General features: G+C 75.1%; 11 protein-coding genes. 7 read left to right on the forward strand and 4 right to left on the reverse strand.

Going from position 1 to position 12,147, the window contains the following annotated elements; all coding sequences use genetic code 11:
- The first annotated feature begins 6 nt into the window (after positions 1-6).
- Positions 7-1,836 (forward strand): 4-alpha-glucanotransferase, encoded by a 1,830-nt coding sequence (gene malQ, locus ACI79T_RS00115; RefSeq protein WP_456608009.1) that lies wholly within the window; start codon positions 7-9, stop codon positions 1,834-1,836.
- Positions 1,837-1,905: 69 nt separating this feature from the next.
- Here the strand turns inward: malQ and ACI79T_RS00120 are convergent, their stop codons facing one another.
- Positions 1,906-4,527 (reverse strand): ExeM/NucH family extracellular endonuclease, encoded by a 2,622-nt coding sequence (locus ACI79T_RS00120; protein ID WP_456608010.1) that lies wholly within the window; start codon positions 4,525-4,527, stop codon positions 1,906-1,908.
- A gap of 195 nt (positions 4,528-4,722) precedes the next feature.
- Between ACI79T_RS00120 and ACI79T_RS00125 the strand changes: the two genes are divergently transcribed.
- The 5 genes from ACI79T_RS00125 (at position 4,723) to ACI79T_RS00145 (ending at position 8,596) form a co-directional block, all read left to right on the forward strand.
- Entirely contained in the window at positions 4,723-6,522 is a 1,800-nt protein-coding gene (locus tag ACI79T_RS00125; RefSeq protein WP_456608011.1) for a bifunctional metallophosphatase/5'-nucleotidase, read from the forward strand.
- A 115-nt stretch (positions 6,523-6,637) separates the two neighbouring features.
- On the forward strand, positions 6,638-6,970 hold the full coding sequence (locus ACI79T_RS00130; RefSeq protein ID WP_456608012.1) for a hypothetical protein: 333 nt from the start codon (positions 6,638-6,640) through the stop codon (positions 6,968-6,970).
- A 79-nt stretch (positions 6,971-7,049) separates the two neighbouring features.
- Positions 7,050-7,250: a hypothetical protein gene (locus ACI79T_RS00135; protein ID WP_456608013.1), complete on the forward strand. Its 201-nt coding sequence runs from the start codon at positions 7,050-7,052 to the stop codon at positions 7,248-7,250.
- A gap of 75 nt (positions 7,251-7,325) precedes the next feature.
- Positions 7,326-7,766, forward strand: coding sequence for a hypothetical protein (locus ACI79T_RS00140; RefSeq protein ID WP_456608014.1), 441 nt, complete (start codon positions 7,326-7,328; stop codon positions 7,764-7,766).
- Positions 7,754-8,596, forward strand: coding sequence for a DUF998 domain-containing protein (locus tag ACI79T_RS00145; protein ID WP_456608015.1), 843 nt, complete (start codon positions 7,754-7,756; stop codon positions 8,594-8,596). The genes ACI79T_RS00140 and ACI79T_RS00145 overlap by 13 nt, the downstream gene beginning before the upstream one ends.
- A gap of 15 nt (positions 8,597-8,611) precedes the next feature.
- Here ACI79T_RS00145 and ACI79T_RS00150 read toward each other — a convergent pair whose 3' ends face one another.
- The 3 genes from ACI79T_RS00150 to ACI79T_RS00160 all read right to left on the reverse strand — a co-directional run bounded on the left by ACI79T_RS00150 (position 8,612) and on the right by ACI79T_RS00160 (position 11,575).
- The gene (locus ACI79T_RS00150) at positions 8,612-9,637 is read right to left on the reverse strand and encodes an Acg family FMN-binding oxidoreductase (protein ID WP_456608016.1); all 1,026 of its coding nucleotides are present in this window, start codon (positions 9,635-9,637) and stop codon (positions 8,612-8,614) included.
- Positions 9,638-9,742: 105 nt separating this feature from the next.
- Positions 9,743-10,681: a DMT family transporter gene (locus ACI79T_RS00155; RefSeq protein WP_456608017.1), complete on the reverse strand. Its 939-nt coding sequence runs from the start codon at positions 10,679-10,681 to the stop codon at positions 9,743-9,745.
- A 111-nt stretch (positions 10,682-10,792) separates the two neighbouring features.
- The gene (locus ACI79T_RS00160) at positions 10,793-11,575 is read right to left on the reverse strand and encodes an SDR family oxidoreductase (RefSeq protein WP_456608018.1); all 783 of its coding nucleotides are present in this window, start codon (positions 11,573-11,575) and stop codon (positions 10,793-10,795) included.
- Here ACI79T_RS00160 and ACI79T_RS00165 point away from each other — a divergent pair.
- Positions 11,465-12,142 (forward strand): HAD family hydrolase, encoded by a 678-nt coding sequence (locus tag ACI79T_RS00165; protein ID WP_456608019.1) that lies wholly within the window; start codon positions 11,465-11,467, stop codon positions 12,140-12,142. The genes ACI79T_RS00160 and ACI79T_RS00165 overlap by 111 nt on opposite strands.
- The last annotated feature ends 5 nt before the right edge of the window (positions 12,143-12,147 follow it).

A 12,147-nucleotide genomic window follows, 5' to 3' on the forward strand; every position in this document is an offset into this window, starting at 1 on the left:
CGCGGGGTGACGACGAAGCCGACGACCGACGACCGGGGCATCGACGCGAGCTGGCTCGACGCGCTCGACGAGGAGCACCAGGTAGCGCAGGAGACCATCGAGAAGCTGCGGGCGATCATCGGCGAACCGCCGGCCGACCTCGAGGAGCGGGCGCCGATCGTGGCCCGTCCCGGGGACGTGCTGGAGATCGACGAGGCCGACGTCGTGTGCGAGGACGGCGAGGTCCGGCACGTCGACGGCGAGCTGCCCGACGACTTCCCGCTCGGGTACCACTGGCTGCAGTCGCCGCAGGGCCACCGGCGCCGGCTGATCGTGTCGCCGGGCCGCTGCTGGCTGCCCGACGACCGGGCCTGGGGCTGGGCCGTGCAGCTGTACGCCGCTCGCGGCCGGGACAGCTGGGGCATCGGCGACCTGGGCGACCTGCGCAGCATCCGGCACATGGCCGCCGAGCAGGGCGCGGGGTTCGTGCTGATCAACCCGCTGCACGCCGTGGCGCCGATCGCCGAGCAGGAGGCGAGCCCCTACCTGCCGGCGACCCGCCGGTTCCGCAACCCGATCTACCTGCGGGTCGACGAGGTGCCCGGCGCCGAGGGCGTCGACCTGGAGCCCGACGCCGGCCGGGCCCTGTCCGACGGCGCGCTGATCGACCGGGACGCGATCTGGGCACGCAAGCGCGAGGTGCTCATGCGGATCTTCTTCGCCCACGGCGGCGGGGAGGCCTTCGCCCGCTGGCGGGAGGAGCAGGGGCCGACGCTGCAGGACTGGGCCACCTGGGCGGCGATCAGCGAGGAGCACGGCGCCGACTGGCACACCTGGCCGGCCGATCTGCGCCGGCCCGACGGCCCCGGCGTGACCGCCTACGCCGAGCAGCACGGGGCGGTCGTCGCGTTCCACGCCTGGCTGCAGTGGGCGCTGGAGCTGCAGTTCACCGCGGCCACCGACGGCATGACCGTCATCCAGGACCTGCCGATCGGGTTCGCCGGCGGCGGCGCCGACGCCTGGGCGTGGCAGGAGGTGCTCGCCGACGGCGTCAGCGTCGGTGCACCGCCGGACGCGTTCAACTCCGCCGGCCAGGACTGGGGCTCCCCGCCGCTGATCCCCTGGCGGCTGCGCGACGCCGACTACGAGCCGTTCGTCCAGTCCATCCGGGCCACCATCGCCGGCGCGGGCGGGCTGCGCATCGACCACGTCATGGGCCTGTTCCGGCTGTGGTGGGTGCCGTCGGACGGCAGCGCCGCCGACGGCGCCTACGTCCGCTATCCGGCCGAGGACCTGCTGGACATCGTCGCGCTGGAGAGCCACCGGGCGCAGGCCCTCGTCGTCGGCGAGGACCTCGGCACCGTCGAGGACGGCGTCCGCGAGGCCATGGCCGAGCACGGGGTGTTGTCCTACCGGCTGCTGTGGTTCGAGGACGACGCCCCCGCGCAGTGGCCGGCCGAGGCCATGGCCGCGATCACCACCCACGACCTGCCGACCGTCGCGGGGCTGTGGACCGAGGCCGACGTCGACGAGCAGCGGGAGCACGGGACCGGCACCGACGAGGAGCTCGAGCGCGGGCGCAGCTCGCTGCTGGCGCACCTGCCGGGGCTCTCCGACGACGCCACGGTGGAGCAGGCGGTGGAGCAGGCGCACGCCCTGCTGGCGACGGCGCCGGCGTTGCTGCTGTCGGCGACGCTGGACGACGCCGTCGGCGAGCAGCGCCGGCCGAACATGCCCGGAGCCGGGGACCGGCCCAACTGGTCGCTGCCCCTCCCGGTCCTCGTGGAGGACCTGCCGGCGCACCCCCTGCTGCAGACGGTCGCCCGCACCCTCGCCGAGGGCCTGGCCAGCGACTGACCTCCCGAACGCGACCGGCGCGGCACCTCGACGAGGTGCCGCGCCGGCGCGCGTCAGGAGCTGGTCAGGTCAGGACTCGGCGCCGTCCGGCGTGTGCGTGCCGGTCCCGCGACCCTGCTCGAGCCGGTCGGTGCCCGGGCCACCGACGAGCACGTCGTCGCCGTTGCCGCCGTAGAGCACGTCGTCGCCGAAGCCGCCCGACAGCACGTCCTCGCCGTTCTCACCGGCGAGCCGGTCGTTGCCGGCGCCACCGCAGATGACGTCCTCCCCGTTGCGGCCGCGGATCTCGTCGTTCCCGCCGAGGCCCATGATCACGTCCCGGCCGTTCCCGCCGGAGAGGACGTCCTTCCCCTCCGTGCCGAGAATGGTCGGCAGCAGCCCCTGGCAGCGCTCCTCCAGGTCGATCCCCAGCACCAGCGGGTCGTGGTCGCTGGAGCGGTACGGGGTCGGGGCGTAGAGCGCCGGGTCGCCCGAGTACTGGTAGGCGAACGACTCCACCGAGTTGATGTTCCAGTGCGCGACCTCGGTCACCTTGGCGGTGAGCTCGGCCGTGGCCAGCGCGTGGTCCAGCGAGCCGGAGAGCGCGTCGAACACGTAGCTGTAGCGGCCCGGGTCGAACTGCTCACCGAGGTCGACGAAGCCCTCCTCGCGCAGGGTCTCGATCGGGTCCTCCTGGGTGTAGGCGTTGAAGTCGCCCATCAGCAGGACGTCCGGGTCACCGGTCTGCGCCTCCAGCTGGTCGGCGAAGGCCGCCAGCGACTCCGCCTGCCGCACCCGGTCGCCGTTGAAGCTGCCCTGGCCGGTGTCGGCGTTGTCACCGGTGCCGGTGCCGCCCTTGGACTTGAAGTGGTTGGCCACCACGGTGAAGGCGTCGCCGTCCTTGGTGAACGTCTGGGCGATCGGCTCGCGGGCGTTGCCCCAGACCGTCTCGTCCACGAGGCCCACCGGGTCGCCGACCGGCAGGACGACGTCGTCCTGGTAGATGATCGCGTTGCGGATCACGTCCCGCTCGACCGCGTACAGCTCCTCGGGGAACGGCACGTAGGCCCACTTCTCGGAGCCGGCGTCGGCGTTCAGCCGGGCCACCAGGTCGGCCAGCGCGGTGTCCGCGTTCCCCGGGGTGAGGCCGCTGGAGTCGGTGTCCTCGATCTCCATCAGCGTGACGACGTCGGCGCCCAGGGCGTTGATCGCCGGCACGATCTTGCCGGCCTGCTCCTCGAGCTCGGCCTGGTTCGGGGCACCGCGGCCGACCCCACCGAAGGTGAGGAAGTAGTTCAGCACGTTGAACGCGCCCACCTGGACGTCACCGCCCACCGCCTCCGGTGCCGCCGGGCGGGTGTTCTGCGGCGCGAAGACGCCGTCCGCGGTGCCGTCGGCCGGCTGCAGCCGCCAGGCGTCGAACCCGTAGCCGAGCACCAGCGGCTCGGTGAAGGTCAGCTCGTCGCCGACCCGGACCGGGGTCTCCGGCGACAGGTAGGGGGCGGTGGTGACGCTGACCCGGCTGCTCACCGCGTCGTCCAGGGTGATGCTGCGCAGCGCGTTCTCCGCCGCGATCGCCTCCGCACCGGCTCCGGGACGGGCCAGCTCGGTCGGCTGCACCAGCAGGCCGCCCTCGGACAGGGTGAGCTCGCCGTAGCTGGTGAGGTCGTAGACCTCGCTGACGGTCAGGGTGTCGGCCGGGGCGACGCGCATGCCCTCGAGCCGCTCGCGGGCGGCGTCGTCCGCGGGCAGGTCCAGCGGGGCCGGCGCCGGCAGGTCCGCGGCGGTGCCGTCGGCGCAGACGCCGACGGCCGACCCGGCGCTGACCTGGGTCTGCTCGTAGTACTCCTCGGCAGCTCCGGTCACCGCGACCGTGTCGCCGAGGTCCACCTCGACCGAGGAGAAGACGAAGACGCCGTCGGAGGTGGCGTCGTCGCCGTCACCGTCGACGTCCTGCAGGTAGAAGCCGGAGAGCCCGGGGACGTCGCCCACGACGACGCCCTGCACGGTCACCGTGGAGCCGGCCAGCGGGGTGGTCGCGCCGGTGCCCTGGACCTCGCCGATCTCGTGGCTCACGGGGGTGCCGCAGACCTCGCCGGCGGCCGGCGGCGGCTCGACCGGGGTCGGTGCGGCGTTCACCGCACCCGGGGTGGCCGCGGCCGGGCCGGACCAGACGAGGGCGTCGGTGGCGGCGTCGTAGCTGCGGGACAGCGACTGCCCGACCGGCTCGCTGCCGGCCTCGCTGACGCCGATCTCGGTGCTGGTCGTCCCGTCGGCCGGACCGCCGACGGCGGTCATCGTCCCCTCGTAGGAGAGGAACTCGAGAACGGTGCCGTCCGCGGCCACCAGGGCGAGGCCGTCCGGGGCACCGTTCTGGACGCCGTTGGCCGGGTACTCGACGACGGCGACGGCCGGGGCGTCCGCGGGCGCGGTCACCACGGGCAGCGCGTCGGTGTCGTACACCGCGCCGTTGTTGCCGTTGTAGAGGACCACGGACAGCCCGGCCGAGGTGGTGCCGGCGGGGAGCTGCACCTCGACGAACTCGCCGGCGTCGGTGCCGGTGTTGTCGTAGTGGAGCTCGGAGATGAACGGGGTGGTCGGCGGCGCCGCCAGGGCGAAAGCGGGCAGGCCCACCACCGCCATGGAGGCGGCGAGGGAGCCGAGAGCAGTGCGGCGCGCGACGACGCGCGGACTGCCGATGCGTACGAGCACGGAGTAGTCCTTCCGGACGGTCGGGGAGACGCCGAGACGGTAAGCCGATCGGGTGACGAGCCGCACCACGGAAGGTGACGTTCACGTGACGGAACGGTCCTGCTATGCAATGCATCACAGATCGTTAACCGGTCATGCGCCGTTCACCTTTCGGTGTGACGCTCGCCCCGCCTGCCCCACCGACCTCGGAGCGTCATGTCCCTGACTCACCTGCGCCGCGGCACCGTCGTGGCGACCGTGGCTGCCGCCGCCCTCGCCGGCAGCGGCCTCGCGGGCACCGCCACGGCCGCGCCCGCTGCAGCCCCCCAGCCCGACTTCACCCTCACGCTGCTGCACGCCAACGACCTCGAGTCCGCGCTGCTGCCCACCACCGAGGACGGCGAGACCTACGGCGGCGTCGACCGCTTCGTCGAGCTGATCCGGCAGCAGCAGATCCTGGCCCTGACCGGCCCGCGGACCGAGGGCCAGGCCAAGAAGCGCGGCGTCGTCACCATCTCCGCCGGCGACAACTTCCTCCCCGGGCCGCAGCTGGCCGCCAGCGAGGACTCCCGGCGCCCGATCTACGACGCCACCGCGTTCAACGCGGCGCGCTTCGACGTGTCGATCCCGGGCAACCACGACTTCGACCTCGGCCCGGACTTCTTCGCCGAGTGGATCGGTGACCTGCGCCCGCAGACGACGATCGTCTCCAGCAACCTCGGCTTCGCGGACGAGCCGGCCCTCCTGGCCCAGGTCGAGGACGGCACCATCGTCACCTCGCACGTCGTCACCGAGCGCGGGGAGCAGATCGGCTTCATCGGCCTCACCACGCCGGAGCTGCCCCGGCTCACCAGCTCCCGCGGCGTGACGGTGGACCCCGACCTCGCCGCGATCGCCAACGCCCAGGCCGCCGCGTACGAGGCCGCCGGCGTCGACAAGGTCGTGCTCGTCTCGCACCTGCAGGACATCGACAACGAGGTGGCCCTCGCCGGCCAGCTCAGCGGTGTCGACGTCATCGTCGGCGGTGGCGGCCACGAGCTGCTCGCCGACGAGGGCGACCCGCTGGCCCCCAACGGGGGAACGCCGTACGGCTCCTACCCGCTGACCCCGACCGACGCCGACGGCGAGGTCGTCCCGGTCGTCACCACCAACGCGCTCTACAGCTACGTCGGCCGCCTGGTCGTGACGTTCGACGCGGCCGGCGAGCTCCTGACGGTGCACGACGACGTGTCCCGCCCGATCCCGGTGGTGGCCCAGGGACCGGACGCCGTCGCGCCGAACCAGGGTGTGCTCCGGCAGGTCGTCCGGCCGGTGGAGGAGTACGTCGCGGACCTGGCCGAGCAGGTGGTGGCCACGTCGGAGGTCGACCTCAACGGCATCCGCGACGACGTCCGCAGCCAGGAGACCAACCTCGGCAACCTCGCCACGGATGCCCTGCTCGCCGCCGGTCAGCGCGAGGCCGACGCCCTCGGCGTGACGGCACCGGTCGTCGCCCTGCAGAACGGCGGCGGCATCCGCAACGCCTCGGTCATCCCGGCCGGCGAGATCACCGCTCTGGACACCTACACGGTGCTGCCGTTCTCCAACTTCGTCGGCGTCGCACCGGCCATGCCGGTCGAGACGTTCATCGCCGGCGTCGAGCACGGCCTCTCCGGCGGCGTCACCGACGGGGTCCTGCAGCCGGCGGGTTCCTTCGCCCAGGCGGCCGGCTACCAGGTGAGCTACGACCCCGCGCAGCCCGCGGGCTCGCGGATCGTCGACCTGGTCCTGGACGACGGGACCGTCCTGGTGGAGAACGGCGCGCCCACCGGCGCGCTGGCGACCATCTCCGTCGCCACGATCGACTTCCTGCTCCGCGGCGGTGACGGCTACCCCTTCGACGGCGTCGAGTTCACCGTCCTGCCGGTGACCTACCAGGAGGCCCTCGAGACCTACCTGGTCGAGGACCTCGGCGGCCTCGTGAGCGCGGCCGACTACCCCCTCGGCGGCGAGGGGCGGATCACCCCCGTCTCCTGACCCGCTGACCCGGACACGGGCGCCCTCCGCACTGTGCGGAGGGCGCCCGTTGCCGTTCCGGGGCACGACGGGACGTCGTCGAACGTGTGTTCGATCGACGTGCGAGACTTCCTCCATGGCAGGCGGGATGCAGCGGGGACGCGGCGGCCGGTCCCTGGGCGAGCGGGCGGCGGAGTCGGGGGTCGGTCCGCAGCTCCCGCGCCCCGCGCTGCCGGAGCCCCCACCGCTCCCCGCCGCGACCGGCCGGCCGGTGGGCGGGGGCGGCGAGGGCCGGCACTGCTGGGTGCACGACCCGCCGGAGGCCCCGGGCACCTGGCCCGGCCTGCTCGTGGAGTGGCAGCAGCGCGACGGCGGCTGGCAGGGCCGCGTCACCTACGCACTGAGCGGCCCGCACGGACCGGCACTGGTGGAGGCCTGGCTGCCGGCTGCCCGGCTGGAGCCGAGGTGATCGTCCTCCCGGTTAGCCGGGGCGGGTCGCGGCTATGGCCCCTCCCGACCCACATCCCGACAGACCGGAGGACGCCACGATGACCGGCCCCCACGACACCCCGAACCTCGACGACGTCATGGAGCCGCAGGAGCACCCGACCCGCGACCGCACGCAGCACGCGAAGGACCCGCACCCGAACGACGAGGTGCTCGAGCACCGCACCGAGCAGGAGCGCCAGGCGGTCGGGTCCGACGACGCCGACCCCGCCGGCGCCGAGCTGCACTCGGCCACCGACTGAGCGCGGCGCCCGGGTGGTGCGCTCCCGGCCCGCGTGCGCCGGGACCGCACCACCGGCGCACGGGGGGCTGACGACGTGGCCCGGCTGACCCCGGGGGACGTCGCCTGCTGGGTGCTCAAGACCGCCACCGACCCCCGGGAGCTGTCCCCCGGGTGGCGCGCCGGGGAGGAGCGGCTGCTGGACCGGTGCGTCCGTCCGTCCTACCGGCTCGACCTCCTGACGCCGGGACAGCCGTGCCTGCTGTGGCTCAGCGGCCGGCAGCGCCCCGGCGTGCACGCCCTCGGGACCGTGGCCGACCACGTGGACGAGGGGCCGGGCGGCCCGTCCGTCGCCGTCCGCGTGCGGCTGCTCGACGAGCCGGTCCCCCGGGCCGAGCTGCTGGCCGACCCGGCGTTCGCCGGTGCGGAGGTCGTCCGCATGGCCGCCGGCAGCAACCCCTCCTGGCTGTCGGCGGGCCAGTTCGCCGCGGTCCTCGCCCGGGTGGGCGGAGCCCGCCTGGGACCATGGCGGGCGTGATCCCGAACCGCCTGCGCTGGGGCGCCCTCGTCTGGCTGCTGACCCTCCAGTTCTTCGTCGTGGAGGCCGTCGCCCAGGCCCGCTACGCCGGCCCCTACTCGCGCATCGACGACGTCATCAGCGCGCTGGGCGCGAGCGACTCCGCGGCCCGGCAGCTGATGAACGCCTCGTTCGTGGTGCAGGCGGCGCTGATCCTGGGCGGCGCCCTGCTGCTGGGCCCCGCGCTGCGCGGCAGCGCGGCCCGGGCGGTGCCGGTCCTCCTGGGCGCGTCGGCCCTGGGCGTGCTGCTGGTCGGGGTGTTCCCCACCGACGGCAACAGCACGCTGCACGCCGTCGGCGCCGTCCTCTACCTGGTGGGCGGCGGGCTGGGTCTGGTGACGCTGGCCTACGCGGTCCGGCCCCGGTCCGAGGCCGTGGGCACGATCGTCGTCCTGCTCGGCATGGTGGCGATCGCCGCGACGATCTTCTTCCTGACCGGCGTCACCGGGTTCCTCGGCGAGGGCGGCACGGAGCGCGCCGCGGCGTACCCGCTGCCGCTCGGGCTCGCGCTCACCGGGGGCGCGCTGTGGTGGCTGGCCCGGCGCGGCGACGCGGCGCCCGAGGAGTCGTCGATGCGGGCCGAGCGGGAGCGGGAGCAGCTCCGCCGGTCCGAGGAGGCCCGTGCGCGCGATGCCGCGCTGGAGAATGCCGCGCTGGAGAACGCCGCGGGACGGGGCGCGGGGGCGTCCCGGGTCGGGGACGCCCCCGCCGGCGGAGCCCGCACCGGGGAGCCCGGGCCGGACGACATCGATCCGGACGACCCCTGGGCGCCCGCTCCCCGGCAGCGGTGACCGGAGCCCTCCGGATCAGCCGGCGGGCTCGTAGCGCAGCACGTCACCCACCGGCCGCCGGCCGCTGACCGCGGGCGGCGGCGCGTCCGGGTCGGGCTGCCGCGGGTACCCCATGCGCAGCAGCATCTGGGGATGGCCGACCAGGGACAGCCGGGACTGCATCCGGGTGCGGGTTGCCGGCCAGTCGAGGGCTTGGGTGAGCGGCGAGGCGACCAGGCCGGCGGCGGTGAGCTGCAGCAGCACCCGGCCCAGCGCCCGCCCCGACCGCAGCCAGGCAGCGCGGTCGTCGCCGTCGGTGCCCATCAGCACGACAGCCGGGCGTTCCACCTCCGGCGGCGGGGCGGCGGGGTCGCCGGCGGCCCGGAACACGTGCTGCTCCCGGTGGCCGGCGACGAAGTCCCGGATCAGCCAGTTCGAGGCCCGCTCGTGCGGGTCCCCGCTCGGCACCGCCCCGAGCGGCACCCCGTCCACGGCGGCCGGGTCGGTGCGCAGCCAGCTCTCCAGCTCGGCCAGGTAGGCGGGGTCGCCCTGCTCCATCTCCTCGGCCCGGGAGATCAGGAAGACGGTGGCGACCTCCTCCTCGGAGCGCGTGATCGGCTTCAGCCACGCGCCGAAGGCGCGTGCCTCGCCCTGCAGCCGCGCCACCAGGTCGTCGGGCACGGCGCGGGCCTCGAACGGCGCGCGCACGGTGTGCCGGTGGTCGATCGCCTCGGCCAGCGCCCGGTCGCCGGGAGACGCGTCGCCCCCCAGCGCCACCCGGACGCTCGCGAGCCGGGTGGGCTCGGTGGCGTCGGGCAGCTCCTCGACGTCGGCGGCCCACCCCCGGACCGCGAGGGCGACCACCGCGAACTCCAGGGCGATGCCGCAGCTGATGACCTGCTGCCGCGCGCTCGGGTCCAGCACCGGTAGCGCGCGGTCCGGGTCGAGGAACAGCTCGAGCCGGTCGGGCCGGGCCACGAACCGCCACGGCTGCGTGTTGTGGATCGACGGCGCCCGCGTGGCCGCCGCCACCACCTGCGCCCAGTCCTGCTCCTCCACCACGAACCTCCCGGCCGCTCGCCTCGATCGGCCATCGACGATGACCCCGGTGCGTGCCTACCCCATCGCTCCGGCGTCCTGCACACCCGGTCGCCGAACCGCGCCCGCCTACCTGGGATCGGCGGCACCGGCCCGGGCCGGGGGCGCACCCGCCGCCGGGACCAGCGGTCGGGGCCGCCGGCGCGACACCGCCACCCCGGCCAGGCACACCGCTCCCCCGGCCAGCGCCAGCGCCGGCGGCGTCTCCCCCAGCAGCAGCCAGCCGAGCAGGATGACCAGCGGCGGCACCAGGTAGGTCGTGACGCCCAGCCGGCCGGCGTCCATCCGGGACAGCGCGTAGGCCCAGGTGCTGAAGGCCAGCGCCGTCGGCACGACGCCCAGGTAGACCATGCCGGCCACCGAGGCCGCCGGCGCAGCGCCCAGGTCGGCGACCAGGGCGCCGGCCCACGGCAGGCAGCACAGCGCCCCGATCGCGCAGGCGGTGAAGGTGACCTGCAGCCCGGGCAGGCGGCGCAGCAGCGGCTTCTGCGCGACCACGCCCACTGCGTAGGTGACCGCGGCGACGACGCAGAGGACGACGCCGGCCAGGTCGGCCTCGGCGCCCCGGGTCGCGGCGCCGATCAGCAGCACGCCGCCGAACGCGACGGCGAGCCCGACCACCAGCCACCGCGGGAACCCCTCGCCGAGCCACAGCCCGGCGAAGACGGCGATGAGGATCGGCCCGATGTTGACCAGCATCGCCGTCGTCCCGGCGTCGAGGTGCTGCTCGGCGGCGTTGAGCGCCACGTTGTAGACGGCGAACCAGCCGACGCCGCAGACGGCGAGCAGGCGCCAGTCCCGCGCCGTGGGCCGCACCCAGCCGCGGCGGGCGACCAGCAGGCCCAGCACGAGCGTGCCGACGAGCAGCCGGCCCAGCGCGAGCGCACCGGGCGAGAGGTCGTCCCCGACGGCGCGGATGCCGACGAAGGCCGAGGCCCAGGCGAGCACGGTGACGACGACGGCGAGGAGCGTGCGGCCGTCGGGAGCGGCTGCGTCGGGGCTGGTCACGACCGGACCCTAGGACGGGCGGACGACGGAACACCGGCGGTTTCCGGACACCGCATCCGGGCTGGCGCACCTGCTCCGGGGACTGGCAGGAACGCTGCGGTCGGGGGGGGCTCAGCCGTGGAGGTGCTCGGCCCAGGTGCGCCGGCCGCGGGCACCGCGCACGGGCAGCGCCGCGCCGTCGCGGAGCGCGGCGCCCAGCCGGCCCGGCACCGGGGTGGCCACGACCCGCGCGTTCGGTGCCCGCACCTGGGCCCATGCCCGGGCGAGGTCGGCGACCGTGTGCTCCTCGGGGCCGGCGAACTCCACCACCCCGCCCGAGGGCGCCGCGGCCGCCAGCCCGGTCAGGTGCGCGGCCGCCTCGGCGACGTCGACCGGGCACACCCGCCACCCCATGGGCACCGGCAGCAGCCGGCCGCGCCGTGCGGTGCCCAGCAGCTCGTCGACGAACCCGTGGAACTGGGTGATCCGCACCAGCGTGACCGGCAGCCCGGAGGCCAGCAGCACCTGCTCGGCTGCGTACTTGGCCCGGTAGTAGCCGAGCGGCACCCGGTCCACGCCGACGATGGACACGTGGACCAGGTGGCGCAGCCGGGACCGGTCGACGGCCTCCACCAGGCGACGGGTGCCGGCGACGTCGACCTCCCACGGGTTCCCGCGGGGATCGCTGGCCGCGTGCACGACCACCTCGGCACCGGCGAGCGCCGCCCCGAGGTCGCGTCCCGTGGCCAGGTCGCCCCGCACCCCGCCCGGGCCGGTGCCCCGGCGTGACATCTGCCGAACCACGTGCCCGGCGTCCCGCAGCTGCGGCACCAGGTGCCGCCCGAGGCGGCCCGTGCCGCCGGTGACCAGTACGTCCACCGCAGCAGTGTCCCGCGGTCCGGTCCAGCGGCGCACGGGCCCGCCGGGCAGGTTGCCGCGATCGCGTCGTCGCTCCGGGCCGCGGAGGAGGAGCTGGACGGCCCCGGCGTGGACAGCGACGCCGGCGTGCACCGCCGCACCTACCGTCGGGTGTTCGCCCGGCTGGGGCTGGACGACGCCCTGGCGGAATCCCTCTACGCCGTGGAGTCCGACCCGTTCCGCAACGCCTTCGCCACCGACGTCCCGGAGACCCTGCGTGCCCTGCGCGCCGGGGGGCTGCGGCTCGCGGTGGTGAGCGACGTGCACGTCGACATCCGTCCCGCCTTCGCCGCCGCCGGCCTGGATGGGTGTGTCGACGTCTTCACGCTCTCGTTCGAGCAGGGCCTGCAGAAGCCCGACCCGCGCATGTTCACCCGCACGCTCGACGCGCTCGGCGTCCGTGCCGCCGAGGCGGTCATGGTCGGTGACCGGTCCCGGCCCGACGGGGCAGCCGTGGACGCCGGGGTGCCGACCCTGCTGCTCCCGCCCCTGACCGGGCCCGGTGACCGGCGGCTGCACCTGGTGACCGCGCTCTGTGGCGTGCAGCCCTCATCTCAGCTGTGAGATAA

The organism is Blastococcus sp. SYSU DS0619, assembly GCF_054051035.1.

Coding starts and splice junctions, on each gene's coding strand:
- ACI79T_RS00125 (WP_456608011.1), top strand. CDS start 4,723: ATGTCCCTGACTCACCTGCGCCGCGGCACCGTCGTGGCGACCGTGGCT.
- ACI79T_RS00130 (WP_456608012.1), top strand. CDS start 6,638: ATGGCAGGCGGGATGCAGCGGGGACGCGGCGGCCGGTCCCTGGGCGAG.
- ACI79T_RS00135 (WP_456608013.1), top strand. CDS start 7,050: ATGACCGGCCCCCACGACACCCCGAACCTCGACGACGTCATGGAGCCG.
- ACI79T_RS00145 (WP_456608015.1), top strand. CDS start 7,754: ATGGCGGGCGTGATCCCGAACCGCCTGCGCTGGGGCGCCCTCGTCTGG.